The sequence below is a fragment of the Saccharothrix sp. ST-888 genome (assembly GCF_000955975.1).
Classification (GTDB): domain Bacteria; phylum Actinomycetota; class Actinomycetes; order Streptomycetales; family Streptomycetaceae; genus Kitasatospora.
In genome coordinates this window covers 1-15,335 of sequence record NZ_JYJF01000014.1, presented here as the reverse complement: position 1 = coordinate 15,335, position 15,335 = coordinate 1, and the positions used below count along the sequence as shown (strand labels likewise).

General features: G+C 72.4%; 16 protein-coding genes. 3 read left to right on the top strand and 13 right to left on the bottom strand.

What is annotated here, in order from left to right:
- Positions 1-9: 9 nt before the first annotated feature.
- From rnc to UK12_RS07995, 9 genes are all read right to left on the bottom strand, one after another.
- Entirely contained in the window at positions 10-783 is a 774-nt protein-coding gene (gene rnc / locus UK12_RS08035) for a ribonuclease III (RefSeq protein ID WP_045301179.1), read from the bottom strand.
- A 19-nt stretch (positions 784-802) separates the two neighbouring features.
- Complete coding sequence (gene rpmF / locus UK12_RS08030; protein ID WP_030275709.1) at positions 803-976, bottom strand: 50S ribosomal protein L32; 174 nt, start codon at positions 974-976, stop codon at positions 803-805.
- Positions 977-978: 2 nt separating this feature from the next.
- On the bottom strand, positions 979-1,623 hold the full coding sequence (locus UK12_RS08025; RefSeq protein WP_231591092.1) for a YceD family protein: 645 nt from the start codon (positions 1,621-1,623) through the stop codon (positions 979-981).
- Positions 1,624-1,796: 173 nt separating this feature from the next.
- Positions 1,797-3,050, bottom strand: a complete 1,254-nt coding sequence (locus tag UK12_RS08020; protein ID WP_045301172.1) for an ATP synthase F0 subunit B — start codon at positions 3,048-3,050, stop codon at positions 1,797-1,799.
- 228 nt (positions 3,051-3,278) lie between these two features.
- Positions 3,279-3,782, bottom strand: coding sequence for a pantetheine-phosphate adenylyltransferase (gene coaD / locus UK12_RS08015; protein ID WP_045301170.1), 504 nt, complete (start codon positions 3,780-3,782; stop codon positions 3,279-3,281).
- A 28-nt stretch (positions 3,783-3,810) separates the two neighbouring features.
- The gene (gene rsmD, locus UK12_RS08010) at positions 3,811-4,395 is read right to left on the bottom strand and encodes a 16S rRNA (guanine(966)-N(2))-methyltransferase RsmD (RefSeq protein WP_045301169.1); all 585 of its coding nucleotides are present in this window, start codon (positions 4,393-4,395) and stop codon (positions 3,811-3,813) included.
- Positions 4,396-4,562: 167 nt separating this feature from the next.
- Positions 4,563-5,075 carry a hypothetical protein gene (locus tag UK12_RS08005; protein WP_045301167.1) on the bottom strand — a complete coding sequence of 171 codons (513 nt, stop codon included), beginning with the start codon at positions 5,073-5,075 and terminating at the stop codon, positions 4,563-4,565.
- 116 nt (positions 5,076-5,191) lie between these two features.
- Positions 5,192-7,408, bottom strand: coding sequence for an ATP-dependent DNA helicase RecG (gene recG / locus UK12_RS08000; RefSeq protein ID WP_045301165.1), 2,217 nt, complete (start codon positions 7,406-7,408; stop codon positions 5,192-5,194).
- Between the two features lie 71 nt (positions 7,409-7,479).
- Positions 7,480-9,120: a DAK2 domain-containing protein gene (locus UK12_RS07995; protein ID WP_045301163.1), complete on the bottom strand. Its 1,641-nt coding sequence runs from the start codon at positions 9,118-9,120 to the stop codon at positions 7,480-7,482.
- Positions 9,121-9,430: 310 nt separating this feature from the next.
- On the opposite strand from UK12_RS07995, the gene rpmB reads away from it, so the two are divergent.
- Positions 9,431-9,616, top strand: coding sequence for a 50S ribosomal protein L28 (gene rpmB, locus UK12_RS37655; protein ID WP_014138233.1), 186 nt, complete (start codon positions 9,431-9,433; stop codon positions 9,614-9,616).
- Positions 9,617-9,737: 121 nt separating this feature from the next.
- Here rpmB and thiD read toward each other — a convergent pair whose 3' ends face one another.
- The 3 genes from thiD to UK12_RS07980 form a co-directional block, all read right to left on the bottom strand.
- Positions 9,738-10,535 carry a bifunctional hydroxymethylpyrimidine kinase/phosphomethylpyrimidine kinase gene (gene thiD, locus UK12_RS07990; RefSeq protein WP_045301161.1) on the bottom strand — a complete coding sequence of 266 codons (798 nt, stop codon included), beginning with the start codon at positions 10,533-10,535 and terminating at the stop codon, positions 9,738-9,740.
- 77 nt (positions 10,536-10,612) lie between these two features.
- A complete protein-coding gene (locus UK12_RS07985; RefSeq protein ID WP_045301278.1) occupies positions 10,613-11,638 on the bottom strand; it encodes a 6-phosphofructokinase in 1,026 nt (341 codons plus the stop codon).
- 289 nt (positions 11,639-11,927) lie between these two features.
- Positions 11,928-12,896 (bottom strand): thiamine-phosphate kinase, encoded by a 969-nt coding sequence (locus tag UK12_RS07980; RefSeq protein WP_045301159.1) that lies wholly within the window; start codon positions 12,894-12,896, stop codon positions 11,928-11,930.
- Between the two features lie 223 nt (positions 12,897-13,119).
- On the opposite strand from UK12_RS07980, the gene UK12_RS07975 reads away from it, so the two are divergent.
- Positions 13,120-13,353, top strand: a complete 234-nt coding sequence (locus tag UK12_RS07975) for an Lrp/AsnC ligand binding domain-containing protein (RefSeq protein ID WP_045301157.1) — start codon at positions 13,120-13,122, stop codon at positions 13,351-13,353.
- Positions 13,354-13,372: 19 nt separating this feature from the next.
- Positions 13,373-13,894, top strand: coding sequence for a DUF3515 domain-containing protein (locus tag UK12_RS07970; protein ID WP_197084650.1), 522 nt, complete (start codon positions 13,373-13,375; stop codon positions 13,892-13,894).
- Between the two features lie 25 nt (positions 13,895-13,919).
- Here the strand turns inward: UK12_RS07970 and UK12_RS07965 are convergent, their stop codons facing one another.
- Complete coding sequence (locus UK12_RS07965) at positions 13,920-15,071, bottom strand: D-alanine--D-alanine ligase family protein (protein ID WP_045301154.1); 1,152 nt, start codon at positions 15,069-15,071, stop codon at positions 13,920-13,922.
- Positions 15,072-15,335 lie beyond the last annotated feature (264 nt).

Genomic DNA, 15,335 nt, shown 5'->3' with positions numbered 1-15,335 from the left:
CCTGCGGCCTCAGGCCGCGTTGCCGGGCAGCTGGTCGGCGTACTTGGCCTTGATGGCCCGCCAGGCGCTCTCGGCGGCCTTCTGCTCGGCTTCCTTCTTCGAGCGGCCGCTGCCGTGTCCGAAGTCCTCGCCTGCCACCCGGGCGGCGGCGTCGAAGGTCTTCTCGTGGTCGGGGCCCGACTCGGTGACGACGTACTCGGGGACGCCGATTCCGGCGGCGGCGGTGAGTTCCTGGAGGCTGGTCTTCCAGTCCAGTCCGGCGCCGAGCTGAGAGGACTCCTCGATCAGCGGGTCGAACAGCCGGTGGACGAACTCGGTGGCCGAGTCCAGGCCCTTGTCCAGGTAGATGGCGCCGATCACGGCCTCGACGGTGTCGGCGAGGATCGACGACTTGTCCCGGCCGCCGGTACCCTCCTCGCCCTTGCCGAGCCGGATGAAGGTGCCGAGCTCGAGACCGCGGCCGACCTCGGCCAGCGCACGGGAGTTGACCACTGCGGCGCGCAGCTTGGCGAGCGTGCCCTCGGCGACCTCCGGGTGGAGGCGGTAGAGGGTGTCGGTCACCACCAGGCCCAGCACCGAGTCGCCGAGGAACTCCAGGCGCTCGTTGGTGGGCAGCCCACCGTTCTCGTACGCATACGAGCGGTGGGTCAGTGAACGTACCAGAAGGGCGCGCTCAAGTGAGTACCCGAGGCGCCCTTCCAGGACGTCGTATTCGGTCGAAGCCGGCCCGCCGGCCTTACTCCCGTTGGAAGCGGACTTGCGGGAAGAGTTGCTCTCCGACATCGATCCGTACACCCGCCGATCAGACCGAGAGGACCTGGCGACGGTTGTACGTGCCGCAGCTCGGGCACGCGATGTGCGCCAGCTTCGGCTCGTGGCAGCGGTCGCACGCCACGAGGGCCGGAGCAACGGCCTTCCAGTTGGACCGGCGGTGGCGCGTGTTGCTGCGCGACATCTTCCGCTTCGGAACAGCCACGGCTACTTCTCCTGGTTCTCGGCGAGACCCTCACGGGTGTCGCTGTTCTTGTTCTCGTCACCCTCGTCGCCGGGGGCGGCGGAGAGTCCCTGCAGAGCCGCCCACCGAGGGTCGGCGGCGTCATGGTGGTGGTCCGGGTCGTCGCTCAGGCGTGCCCCGCACTCGGAGCACAGACCCAGGCAGTCTTCCTGGCACACCGGCTGCAGCGGCAGTGCAAGCACCACCGCGTCACGCAGCACCGGCTGGAGGTCGAAGAAATCGCCCTCCAGGCGGTAAGTCTCTTCGTCCGAGTCCTCGTCGAGGTCCTCGGTCCCGGCGGTCCGGGCGCGGTGGCGCTCGTCGGACTCCGGGTAGTAGTAGAGCTCCTGGAAGTCCACGTCGAGGTCGTCCTCGATGGGCTCCAGGCAGCGAACGCACTCGCCTTCGACGTGGGCCTCGGCGGTGCCGGACACCAGCACGCCCTCGACCACGGACTCCAGCCGGAGCTCCAGCCTGAGCTCGCTCTTCTCCGGTACGGCGATCACATCGATGATGCCCAGGCCCTCCGGGGCCTCCAGGGTCCGGGAGATCCTGCGCATCGATCCCGCGCGGCGGCCGAGCTCGTGCGTGTCGAACACGAGCGGGTCGCGGTGGTCGAGGCGGTTCAAGGTTTCCTGACTTCCTGGCGGCGGCACGCATCCCTGCATGTCGCGAAATGGGTTCGTACGATGTGCGGCACCGCGCTGAGAGCTACGAGCGAGCAGCCGGACGATCCGGCGCTGAGCAGGCCGGAGTGGTCAGACTACCGGACACTCCGGTCTGGCCCAACTCCGGCGATCGGCTACCGTCCGCCGAGCTCCCTCAGCCTGGTCATGTCGATCATGCTGGTGTCGAAGAAGCTGGTCTCGTCCAGGCCCGCCTGCTGCTGGTGGGGCAGCTGTGCCTGCGGGGGCTGGTGGGGCTGCGGAGGCTGCTGCGGGTAGCCGCCACCGGCCTCCGGCAGCGGGTTGCCCCACGCGTCGTAGCCCTGCTCCTGGTACACCGGCTGCTGCGCGTAGACCTGCGGAACGCCGTACGGGTCGTGCAGCCCCTGGTCCTGCGGGGGGTAGCCGGGCTGCTGCGGGTAGCCGCCGACCTCCGGCTGGGAGTGCCCCCACGGGTTGCCGTAGGGATCCGTCTGCGGCTGGCCCGCCGGGTCGAAGCCGCCGTTGTAGACCTCGGCGTACTGCTCGGCGGGCGGGCTGAAGTCGGCGGCCGGGGTGAAGCGGCTGTCGTAGCCCTCCTCGCCCGGCGCCTGCCAGCCCGTCGGGGCCGCAGCCGGAGCCTGGGCCTGCTCGGGCCAGCTCTGCTGCTGCGGCACCTCCTCCCGGTACCAGGGCTGCTCCTCGCCGTCCTCGGCGAAGCCGGCGGCGACCGCCTCGGCCCTGACCTTGAGCTGCTGCGCCTCGTCGGCGGCGGCCAGGTAGGCACCCAGCTCGTCGATCGGGGCCTTGCCGAGGAGCTTGTCGCGGCCCTTGCCGACCGCCTCCAGGGTCGCGCTGAGCACGGTCTCCAGGGTGGCGAGCTTCACATCGACGTACTCGTCCACCTCGGGGCTCGGCGTGCCGCGCGGGCGGAACTCGTCGCCCTCGCCCTCGGCGCCCGTGTCGAAGGCGTCGCCGCGCAGCTTCTGCCGGCCACGGCCGACCGAGCCCAGCGTCTTGGTGAGCACGACCTCGAAGTTGGCCAGCTTGCTGTCCACGTAGTCGTCGGCCTCGGCGCGCTTGGTCTCGATCTCGGCGCGGGCCTCGGCGAGGATCCGGTCGGCCTCGTTCTGGGCGCGGCGGACCACCTCGGTGTCCGAGATCAGCGAACCGCGCTCGTCGTGCGCACCCCGGATGATCTGGTCGGCCTGGGCCTGTGCGTCGGCCACCACCTGCTCGTGGTCGGCCATCACCGACTTGGCCTGGGCGAGTTCGGACGGGAGGGCGTCCCGCAGGTCCTGGAGCAGGCCCACCAGCTCGGCCCGGTTCAGCACGCAGGACGCCGACATGGGCATCGAGCGGGCGTTCTCCACCGCCGCGACGATCGCGTCGAGTCTGTTCTGCACGTCCACGGGCGCTTCTGTCTTTCCGTGTGCCGCCGAGGTGCGGCGGAGGCAGGCCCGGACGGCACAGTATCGCCACCGGGCAGTGGAGTACTGACTGTACGGCCACTCACCCCGCAGCTCACAACGGCCGTGCCCGTCGAGCCGTCCGGGCGGCGGCCGCCGGTGGTGACAGCTCGCCAGAACCGTCCGATCGGCCCGGCTCCAGGCCGGGTTGGCGCCGCCTCCCGGCCAGGATCAACCAGTCTGGCCCTTGGCCGCGTTCCGCTCGGCGATCCGCGCGGTCAGCCGGCGGTGGACCGTCTCGGGAAGCAGGTGCGAGACGTCCCCACCGTACGAGGCAACCTCCTTGACCAGGCTGGAGGAGAGGAAGCTGTACGTCGGCGAGGTCGGCACGAAGAGCGTCTCGACGCCGGTGAGTCCGTGGTTCATCTGAGCCATCTGCAGCTCGTAGTCGAAGTCGCTGACCGCCCGCAGCCCCTTGATGATCGCGGGGATCCCGCGGTCCCGGCAGTAGTCCACCAGCAGGCCCTGGTGCGACTCGACCACCACGTTCCCGTACGGGGCGGTGGTCTCCTCGATCAGCGCGATGCGCTCCGCGATGCTGAACATGCCCTGCTTGTTGGGGTTGATCAGCACCGCGACATGGACGACGTCGTAGAGCTTCGACGCACGCTCGATGATGTCGAGGTGGCCGTTGGTGATCGGGTCGAAGGACCCCGGGCAGACGGCGCGGCGCATGGCGTGGACTCCCTTGTGGGGTGCGGTGCTACGAGTCTTGATCAACCTCGGCAGCGGCGCGACCGTACCAGAGGGTGCCCTCGCCGTACCGGCGTGAGCGCAGCACTTCGAAGCCCTCGGGCCAGCCGAACTCACCACCCCTTGTGCTGCGTTCCACGGTGACGAGTGCGCCGTCCGTGATCCAGCCCCCGGCCAGGAGTGTGATCAGCATCTCCCGCACCGCGTCGTCGGTGACCGCGTACGGCGGGTCGACGAAGACCAGGTCGTACGGGGTCGCGGGAGCCGGGCCGATGAGCACCCGCTCAGCGCGGTCGGTGCGGAGCTCGGCGCCCGGGAGGTCGACCGTGCGGATGTTCGCGCGGATGGTGCGGGCCGCGCTCGCGTCCGACTCGACCAGCAGGATGTGCTCCGCACCGCGGGACAGCGCCTCCAGGCCCACGGCGCCCGAACCGCCGAACAGGTCCAGCATCCGGGCGCCGTGGATCGTCCCGCGCAGGGACTCCAGCGTGGAGAACATCGCCTCCCTCGCCTTGTCCGAGGTCGGGCGGGTGTTCCGGCCGGGCGGCACGGCCAGGCGCCGGCCGCCGGCCGCACCGGCGATCACGCGGGTCATGAGGTGCAGGGTCCTTTCGTGGGTCGGCCACCACGCTATATGGACCCGCCGGTCGGGCGCCTACTCGCGCCGCCGCCCGGGCGCGGGGCTCTGCCCGGCCGGCCGGCCGCACCACCGACCCGACCGCCCGCGCGGCCCCGCGCCCGGGGTGGCACCGGGCCGACCGGCTACTCGGCCGGCGCCGCGGCCCCCAGCAGGGCCGGGGAGGCGTAGCGGGACCAGGAGAGGCAGCCGTCGGGCGGGCAGTACTCGGGGCGGCGCGGGTCGTGGCCGAGCTCGCGCAGCTTGGTGCGGACCGAGTCGGGTGTGCGGCCGAAGCGGGCCGCGATCCGGGCGATGGTCTCGCTCTCGTGGAAGCGGCGGACCAGCTCCTCCTCGTGCTGCGGCACCCACGGGGCGCCGTGGCCGGGGTACAGCTCGCGCAGCACGTCACGGTCGGGGATGGGCTCGGAGACGTCGGCGACGATGGACAGCGCCCGCAGCGCCCGGTTGAGCGCGATCCGGAGGTTGGCGACGTCCTCGACCGGGAGGCGCAGCTTGCCGGAGGCGAGCGGGCTGGCGGACGCCCCCTCGCGCCAGCCGGTCAGGGTGAGGGTGACTTCGCGGTCGTCCTCGCTGGCGAGCTCGATCCGGAAGATCTTGTCGCCGAGCGGGAGCTCGTTGAGATGACGAAATGCCATGGCAGGACCCCCAAATGTCGTGCCAGGTACGCACCTTGGGGTGCGCCCTGAACACCTTCATTCTCTCCCGGGGCACTGACAATCGGCCGCCCCCGACCGGGCGGCCGACCCCCGCGTCAGCCCTTCTCCAGGTACTCCGCGCGGTCCTCGTCGAGGAGGCTCTCCAGGGCGGTGCGCAAGTCCGGGTGGTCGGCCAGCGACGGGTCCTCGGCAACCAGGGCGGCGGCCTCCTCGCGGGCGGTGGCGATGACGTCCTCGTCCTCCAGGACGGAGAGCACCTTCAGCGAGGACTTCACCCCGGACTGGGCCTGCCCGAGCACATCGCCCTCGCGGCGCTGCTCCAGGTCGATCCGGGAGAGCTCGAAGCCGTCCAGCGTGCCGGCCACCGCGTCCAGCCGGGCGCGGGCCGCGCTGCCCGCGGGCATGTCGCTGACCAGCAGGCAGAGGCCGGGGGCACTGCCCCGGCCCACCCGGCCGCGCAGCTGGTGCAGTTGGGAGACGCCGAAGCGGTCGGCGTCCATGATGACCATCACGGTGGAGTTGGGGACGTTGACGCCGACCTCGATCACGGTGGTGGCGACCAGGACGTCCACCTCCCCCGCCGTGAAGCGCTTCATCACGTCGTCCTTGGCCTCGGGCGTGAGCCGCCCGTGCAGGATCTCCACCCGGAGGCCGGCCAGCGGGCCCTTGGCGAGCATCTCGGCCGTCTCCACCACCGAGAGCGGCGGCCTGCGGTCGTCGCTGGAGGCACCCAAGTCCTCCGGGTCGTCCGGCACGGCCTTGCGCTTCTTCTTCGAGTCCTCCGGCTCGTCGCCGATCCGAGGGCAGACGACGTACGCCTGGTGGCCCTTGCCGACCTCCTCGCGGACCCGCTCCCAGGCGCGGGCCAGGAAGTTGGGCTTCTCCACGGCGGGCACCACATGGCTGGAGATCGGTGAACGCCCGGCCGGGAGCTGGTCGAGGACGGAGGTCTCCAGGTCGCCGAAGACCGTCATGGCGACGGTGCGCGGGATCGGGGTGGCCGTCATGACCAGCAGGTGCGGGGGCTGTTCGCCCTTGGCCCGCAGCGCGTCCCGCTGCTCGACGCCGAAGCGGTGCTGCTCGTCCACCACGACCAGGCCGAGGTCCTGGAACTGGATCCGGTCCTCGATCAGGGCGTGGGTGCCGATCGTCAGGCCCGCGTCGCCGCAGGCCATGTCGAGCATCACCTGGCGGCGGGCGGGGGCGCCCATCGAGCCGGTGAGCAGCGCGACCTTCGTCCCCAGCTCGGAGCCGCCGAGCATGCCGCCCTCAGCGAGGTCGCCCATCATCTCGACGATCGAGCGGTGGTGCTGCTGGGCGAGGACCTCGGTCGGGGCGAGCAGGACCGCCTGGCCGCCCGCGTCGACCACGGTCAGCATGGCCCGCAGCGCGACCAGCGTCTTGCCGGAGCCGACCTCGCCCTGGAGCAGGCGGTGCATCGGGTGGGCGGAGGCGAGATCGGCGGCGATCTCGGCGGAGACCTTCTGCTGGCCGTCGGTGAGGGTGAAGGGCAGCCGGGCGTCGAAGGCGGCCAACAGCCCGTCCGGGCGGGCCGGCCGGGGCACCGCGGGCAGCGCGGCGTCAGCGGCCCGGCGCTGGGCCAGGGCGACCTGGAGGACGAACGCCTCGTCCCAGCGCAGGCGGCTCTGGGCCCGCTCGCGCTCCGCCTGGCTGCGCGGCCGGTGGATGAGCTCCAGTGCCTCGGGCAGCGGGATCAGCCGGTGCTTCTCGCGCAGTTCGGCGGGCAGCGGCTCGCCGACGTCGCCGAGGTGCTTGGTGAGGGCGGTCTCGATGCAGATGGACAGCTTCCAGCTGGGCATCTGGGCGCTGGCCGGGTAGACCGGGATCAGCCGGCCGGCGAACTGCCGGGCGGCGCCGCCCGCGCCCTCCCCGGCGGTGGCCTCCTCGTCCAGCAGCTGGTAGTCGGGGGAGGCGAGTTGGCGGGTGCGGTTGAACAGGCCGACCTTGCCCGCGAACAGGCCCTGCGCGCCCGTGCGCAGCTCCTTATGCCGCCAGCCCTGGTTGAAGAAGACCAGCGACAGCCGGCTGCGGCCGTCGGTGACGATCACTTCGAGGCGGTCGCCCTTGCGCGCCTTGAAGGGGATCAGGGTCACCTTCTCGATCCGGGCGAGGACGGTGACGTGCTCGTCCACCTCCAGCTCGTCCAGGCTGGTGAGCTGGCCGCGCTCGACGTAGCGGCGCGGGTAGTGGTGCAGCAGGTCGCCGACCGTGCGCAGCTTGAGACTGTCGGCCAGCACCTTCGCGGTACGGTCGCCGACCAGCTTGGTCAGTGGTTCATCGAGAGCGCCCATCGCACCCTGTGTACACCACAGCTGTGACAGACCGGGTCGCTCCACCCCGATCCGCCCCGACCCGGGCCGGTTCACTCCACCCCGATGAGCAGCGGCGCGGCCTCCTGCCCGCCCTGGAAGACCAGGGTGTCGACCTCCGGCCGCTGCCGGCGGGCGAGTGCCACCAACTGGTCGGCCAGGCCCGCGGGTACTCCTTCGCCGAGGACCAGGGTGACCAGTTCGCCACCGGCCGCCAGCATCCGGGAGAGCACCACGGCGCCGGTCTCGGCCAGTCCGGTGCCGATCACGGCGACGTCGCCGTCGATCAGGCCGAGGACGTCCCCGGCCTGGCAGACCCCGGCCATCGTCCAGGACTCGCCCTCGGCGACGGCGAGTTCCGCGCAGCGGGTGGCGCCGGCGGCGGAGGTCATGGCGACCACGTCCTCGTCGAAGCGCCGGGCGCTCTCGTGCACGGCGAGCGCGGCCAGCCCCTGGACCGGCGAGCGGGTGGGCAGGACGGCGATCCGCACGCCCTCCTCGCGGAGCTGGTCGGCGGCGGCCCCGGCGGCGGCGCGCAGTTCGGGGTCGTTCAGCAGCAGGACGACCTCGCGGGCGGCGCAGCGGCGGACGGCCTCGGCGAGTTCGGTGCTGGCCGGTGGCCGGTCGGGGTCGGCGAGCAGGACCGCCGATCCGGCCTGTTCGCAGAGTTCGGCGAGACCGGTGCCGGAGACCACGCTGAGGACGGCGCGGCCCTCGGGCGCGGCCTGGGTGCGCTCCCCCGCGCGGGCGGCGGCCTCGGCGAAGTGCGTGATCCGGATCCGGTGCGGGCGCCCGGCCTCGACCCCGGCCTCGACGGCGGCTCCGGCGTCGTCCACGTGCACATGGACGTTCCACAGGCCGTCGCCGCCGCCGACCACCAGGGAGTCGCCGAGGGCGGCGAGCCTGCTGCGGAGCAGCGGGAGGGCCTCGTCGGACGCGTCCAGCAGGTAGACCACCTCGAAGGCGGGGTGGCCCGGGCCCGGCGGGCGCCGGTGGCCCCCGCAGCCGTCCGGCTGGCCGGTCTCGGCCGGGGTGGGCCCGCCGAGCCCCTGGCGCAGCGCGACCGGGCCCATCGGGGTCTGTCCGGCGACGGCGTCGGCGAGGGCGCCGAGCACGGCCACCAGCCCGCGGCCGCCCGCGTCCACCACCCCCGCCTCGGCGAGGACGTCCAGCTGCTCGGGAGTGTGCATCAGCGCGGTCCGGGCGGCCCGGTAGGCGGTGTCGGCGGTCTCGGCGAGACCGCCGGTGGCCCGGGCAGCGGCCTTGGCGGCCTCGGCGGCGACGGTGAGCAGGGTTCCCTCGACGGGCTCGGCAACGGCCTGGTAGGCGGCCTCGGCGGCCCGCTGGAGGGCCTGGCGGAGCAGCGCGGGGTCACCGCCCCGGGCGAGCACCTCGGCCATGCCGCGCAGCAGCTGGGCGAGGATCACGCCGGAGTTGCCGCGGGCCCCGATCAGCGCGCCCCTGGCCATGGCGGCCACGGCGGCGCCGAGGCCCGGTCCCTCGGGGTGTTCGGCGAAGCAGATCTCGACGGCGGCGGCGGCGGACTCGACGGTCAGGTAGAGGTTGGTGCCGGTGTCCCCGTCGGGGACGGGGTAGACGTTGAGTGCGTCGATCTCCTCGCGGGCCTGGCCGAGGGCGGTCAGGGCGAGGCGGCTCCAGGTGCGGACGGTCGGGGCGTCGAGCGTGTCCAGCACCAGCTCTCCTCCGGGTGAACGCCACGGGAATCCGACGGAACGCGGTGGCGAGGGGCGATACCCGCAGGTTATCGGTGGCCGTCGGCAGGCCGCGCGCAGGGCGATCGCCGCCGGTCAGCGGGGGGCGACGGAAACGATCATCGTCCGGAGCATGGTAGTTTCGTTGAACCGGAGGAGGCGTTGTATGCTCTCCCGGTTGCCTGGAACAACCCGGGCTCACCCCTTGAACCGATCCGTTCCACGCGAGTGGGCCGGGAGGGTCAGCCGGGGTTTTCGAACGTAAATGATCTGAAGTCTTGGAGTGACTCCTGTGGCTGCCAACTGCGACGTCTGCGGCAAGGGGCCGGGCTTCGGCAACAGCATCTCCCATTCGCACCGCCGTACCCCCCGTCGTTGGAACCCCAACATTCAGACGGTGCGCGCTGTGATTGGGCGGACGCCGAAGCGGCTCAACGTCTGCACCTCGTGCATCAAGGCCGGTAAGGTCTCGCGCTGACGCGCAGACCGGTAAGCCGGTCCTCCGGACAGCCGATCCACCCTCGGGTGGGTCGGCTATCTGTTTTGCCTTGCCCTACGGCCCGGGGTTCCCACCCCGGGCCGTAGGCGTGTCCGGGGTGCTAGCGCCAGCGCCAGCCGTGGTCGACCGGGCCGATGCCCGCGCCGAGCGGGAAGCCCCGGCGGATCGCGCCGGTGACGTACGCCTTGGCCTCGCCGACCGCCTCCGGCATCGTCCGGCCCTTGGCCAGCTCGGCGGCGATCGCGCTGGCCAGCGTGCAGCCGGTGCCGTGGGTGTGCCGGTTGTCGTGGCGCTCGGCGCGGTACCAGTGCTCCTCGCCACTGCCGCCGTAGAGCAGATCCGCGGCCTCGCCCGCCAGGTGTCCGCCCTTGACCAGGACCCAGCGCGGACCGAGGTCGTGCAGTGCCTTGGCGGCGTCCAGCATGCCGCTCTCCTGCTCCACCGTGATGCCGGTGAGCTGCGCCACCTCGTGCAGGTTGGGCGTGGCGAGGGTGGCGACCGGCAGCAGCCGCTCCCGGAGGGTGGCGACGGCCTCGGCGGCGAGCAGCGCGTCGCCGTGCTTGGAGACGCCGACCGGGTCCACCACCACGGGCACCCGGACTCCGGCGAGCAGTTCGGAGACGGTCTCCACCAGTTCGATGGAGGCCAGCATGCCGGTCTTCACGGCCTGCACGCCGATGTCGTCGACCACACTGCGGAACTGGGCGCGGACGGCTTCGGCGGGCAGCTCCCAGTAGCCCTGCACGCCGACCGAGTTCTGCGCGGTGACGGCGGTGATCACGCTCATGCCGTGCACGCCGAGCGCGAGCATGGTCTTGAGGTCGGCCTGGATGCCCGCACCGCCGCCGGAGTCGGAACCGGCGACGGTGAGAACGCGAGGGGGTACGGACTGGCTCATGCCTGCCAACCTACCCAACGCCGGTCGGCGGCACGGCGCTGCGCCCGGCGGTCCGGGCCGGCCCCGGCGCCGACCGCTCAGAGCACGGCTTCCGACTCCAGCCAGCGGTCCTCGGGCACGGTCTTCAACTGGACCACGGCGTCCGCGATCGGCACCAGCCGGATCTCCGTGCCGCGCAGTGCGGTGAAGTGCCCGAAGGCGCCCTTGTGGACGGCCTCCACGGCGTGCCAGCCGAAGCGGGAGGCGAGGACCCGGTCCCGCGCGGTCGGCGTGCCGCCGCGCTGGGTGTGGCCGAGGATGACCGGGCGGGCCTCCTTGCCGAGCAGGTCCTCCAGTTCGTGGGCGAGCCGGTTGCCGATCCCGCCGAAGGTCTGGTGGCCGTACTGGTCGATCGAGCCGTGGTCGAAGCGGAGGGTGCCCGGCGCGGGCTTGGCGCCCTCGGCGACCGCGATGATGGCGAACTTCTTGTGGCGCTCGAAGCGTTCCTCGACCATCCGGGCGACCGCCTCGATGTCGAACGGCTTCTCGGGGATGAGGATTCCGTGCGCACCGCCGGCCATCCCGGCGGTCAGGGTGATCCAGCCGGTGTGACGCCCCATCAACTCGACCACCATCACCCGCTGGTGTGACTCGGCGGTGGTCTTCAGCCGGTCGATCGCCTCGGTGGCGACGTGCACGGCGGTGTCGAAGCCGAAGGTGACGTCGGTGGCCTCGATGTCGTTGTCGATGGTCTTCGGGACGCCGACCACGGGCAGCCCGGCGTCGGAGAACATCTTGGCGGCGGTCAGCGTGCCCTCGCCGCCGATCGCGATCAGGGCGTCGATACCGATGTTGTCGGCGAGCGTCCGGGCGTTCTCCACCGCCCAGTTGATCCGGTCGCGCTGCACCCGGGCCGAGCCCAGGATGGTGCCGCCGAGGGTGAGCAGGCCGGTGACGTCGTCGTGCGAGACCGGGCGGGCGCGGCCCTCGATCAGGCCGAGGAACCCGTCCTCGATACCGATGATCTCGTCGCCGTGGACGTCGGTGCCCCGGTGCACCACCGAGCGGATCACCGCGTTGAGGCCGGGGCAGTCGCCTCCGCTGGTCAGGACGCCGATTCGCATGGTGGCTGCGCTCTCCCGCTCCAGGAGCGGCACCGCCCCCGAGTAGATGGATCCGTACGGGCCGGGCAGACCGGACAAACCCGGCCAGGACCGACAGCGCAAGACTACGCGTCGGAACCCTCCCGGACAGCATTCCCTCGCCTGGCCCGCTCAGCTCTCCGGGCCGCCGTTCCGGGGGGTGAAAGGGGCATCCGGGGGGCGCGGGGAGCCACGCGGACCGCCGCGCGCCGCAGCGGCCGGCCGGTTCCCCCCGTACCCCGACCGGCCGTTCCGCCGCCCGGCGGCCGTGCTACTCCGCCGCGAAGTGGTCCCAGCCGCCGACCCGGTCCCAGGGGGCGCCGTCCACGGTGACCTGGCCGCCGCGGGCGGCACCGGCGACCCGGACCACGCTGCCCACCACCCGCCAGCGCGCGGGCAGCTGGACGCTGCTCGGGAAGGTGGCCGCGATCGCGTGGTCCTCGCCGCCGGAGAGCACCCAGACCAGCGGGTCCACCCCGACCGCCTGGCCGATGTCGGCCATTTGCGCGGGGACGTCGAAGTCGGCCGCGCGCAGGTCGATGTCCACGCCGCTGGCCTTGGCGACATGGCCGAGGTCGGCCACCAGGCCGTCGCTGACGTCGACCATCGAGGTGGCGCCGAGGTCGGCGCCGGCCGGACCGGCGTGGTACGGCGGTTCGGGCCGCCGGTGAGCCTCGACGAAGGCGCGCGGGGAGCGGAAGCCGCGCTGCAGCACGGTCAGTCCGGCGGCCGACCAGCCCAGCCAGCCCGTCACCGCGACCACGTCGCCGACCTGCGCGCCCGAGCGCCGTACGGGGGCCCGGCCCTGCAGGTCGCCGAGTGCGGTGATCGCCAGGGTGATGGTGTCGCCGCGCACCACGTCGCCGCCGACCACGGCCGCCCCGGCCACCTGGCACTCGTCGCGCAGGCCGTCCATCAGTTCGGTGGCCCAGGTGGTGGGCAGGTCGGCGGGGGTGACCAGGCCGAGCAGTATGGCGGTCGGCACGGCGCCCATCGCGGCGATGTCCGCCAGGTTCTGGGCGGCGGACTTGCGGCCCACGTCGTAGGCGGTGGACCAGTCCCGGCGGAAGTGCCGGCCCTCGATCAGCACGTCGCTGGTGGCCACCACGCGGCCGTCCGGCGCCTTGACCACGGCGGCGTCGTCCCCGGGTCCGAGTTCAACGGCCGGGGTCAGCGGCAGCCGGGCGGTCAGCTCCCTGATGAGTCCGAACTCGCCGAGCTCGCCCACGGTCCCCTGCATCTGCCGTCCTCTCCACTGTTGACTGAAGCACTGACCCGGCCGCGTCCGATCCCGGCTCTCGCCCGATCGCGACCCGCGGCCGCCGTCCCTGCTCGCGCTCGCACGCCCCCGCGCGCAGCGTACGCCCTCGGGCCCTGCCGGGGTCTCCCCTCCCGGCCCCGCTGAGCGGTAGCGTGGTGATCAGACTGCCGGTCAGCCCACCCCCCTCGCCTGGAGGTCTCCCGTGGTACAGGCATACATCCTGATCCAGACCGAGGTGGGCAAGGCCACCGCGGTGGCCCAGGCCGTCTCCAAGGTCACCGGCGTGCTGCAGGCCGAGGACGTCACCGGCCCCTACGACGTCATCGTGCGGGCCGAGGCCGACACCGTGGACGACCTGGGGCGCCTGGTGGTGGCCCAGGTCCAGCAGGTCGAGGGGATCACCCGCACACTCACCTGCCCCGTGGTCCATCTGTAGCCCCGGTTACGATCGGCGGGTGTCCCGTATCCCCGGTGTGAGCGCCGCCCGCCTCAAGTCGCTGCCCGCCCCGGTGCGCTGGGCCGCGCCGCCGGTCGCCCTGCTGGGCGGGGTGGCGCTGCTGCTCGGCGGCTGGGGTGCGCCCGCGGAGGTCACCCCGCCGACGCCGAAGCCGGCCGTGGCGCGGCTCTGTGCCGCCCTGGACAGGGCACTTCCCGACACCGTGCTGGGGCACCGGCGCCAGGACCCTTCGCCCGCCTCGCCGTACACCGCCGCCTGGGGCAGTTCGCCGCGCACCGTGCTGAAGTGCGGCATCGACCGCCCCGACTACCTCAACGACGATCCACTGACCTCCGCACCCGAGGTCAACGACGTGCAGTTCGGCATGGGTCCGGACGGCCACGGCGGCTACCGCTTCGTCACCACGCTGCGGAAGGCGTACGTGGAGATCACCGTCCCCAAGGGCGCGTACCCGAACTACATCGACCCGCTCAGCTCGCTCACCGACGCGATCAAGTCGACGGTCCCGGACGGCCTGTAGCCCTCCGGGACCGTACGAGCGTGCCTCAGCGCAGACCGGTGGAACGGCGCAGCGCCGCCTGGAGCAGCCGGTCGATCAGCTCCGCGTAGCCCACGCCGCTGGCCTCCCACATCTTCGGGTAGGCCGAGATCGGGGTGAAGCCGGGCATGGTGTTGATCTCGTTGACCACCCAGCGGCCGTCGGTGAGCAGGAAGAAGTCCACCCGGGCCAGGCCCTCGCAGCCGAACGCCTCGAAGGCGGCGACGGCCTGGCGGCGGATCTCGGCGGTCTCGTCCTCGGTGAGCTTCGCCGGGATCTGCACCTCGGAGGAGTCGATGTACTTCGCCTCGAAGTCGTAGAACTCGTAACCGCCGCCGACCAGGATCTCGGCCGGCACGCTGGCCCGCGGCCCGTCCTCGAACTCCAGCACGGCGCACTCGATCTCGCGGCCTTCGAGCCCGGCCTCGACGATCACCTTGGGGTCGTGCCGACGGGCCTCCTCGATCGCGGCGTCCAGGTCGGCGAGGTCCTTGACCTTGGTGATGCCGATGCTGGAACCGGCCCGGCAGGGCTTCACGAAGAGCGGCAGACCGAGTGCGGCGATCCGCTCGCGCGCCGCGGCGCGGCCCGGCTCGGACTCCCACTCGCGCGGCTTGACGACCGTGTAGTCGCCGACGCCGATGCCGTGCGACTGGAGGATCCGCTTGGTGAACTCCTTGTCCATGCCGGCCGCGCTGGCCAGCACGCCGGAGCCGACGTACGGGACGCCGGAGAGCTCCAGCATGCCCTGGAGGGTGCCGTCCTCGCCCCAGGGGCCGTGCAGCAGCGGCAGCACCACGTCGACCTCGCCGAGGTCCTTGGGCGCGTTGCCCGAGGTCGTCCAGACCACCTCACGGCTGTCCGGGCTGGACGGCAGCAGGACCTGGCCCTCGGTGGACTCGGCGATCTCGGACACGGCGGGCAGCCTGCCGTCGGTGATCGCCATCCGGGACGGCTCGTCGCTGACCAGGGCCCAGCGGCCCTCGTGAGTGATGCCGATCGGCAGCACCTCGTACTTGGTGCGGTCGATGGCCTTGAGCACGCTGCCGGCCGTGGAGACCGAAATGGCGTGCTCGGAGCTGCGACCGCCGAAGACGATCGCGACGCGCGGCTTGGCGCCCGAGGCGCCCGGGTTCGGAGAGTCCTGTTCGATGCTCATATCGCGTTTGAGACTACCGTGCGAGCGGTTTCGGGAAAGTCACGCCGACTGCTCGAATCGGGCGTCTTTCGACTTCGGCGCCGCCTGGCTCGCTCAGACCGACCGGCACATGGGGGGTGGGTGAAGATGGGGGTGCCCCCGGCCGGAGGCGTTGGGGTGGGGGTGCCCCGGCCGGAGGCTGGGGGAGGTCGAGGGCCGAGTCTGGGCGGTGCCGACGTGGGGGTACCTCCCGGCCGAAGGCTGGGGGCGAAGTAGCAGCGGAGC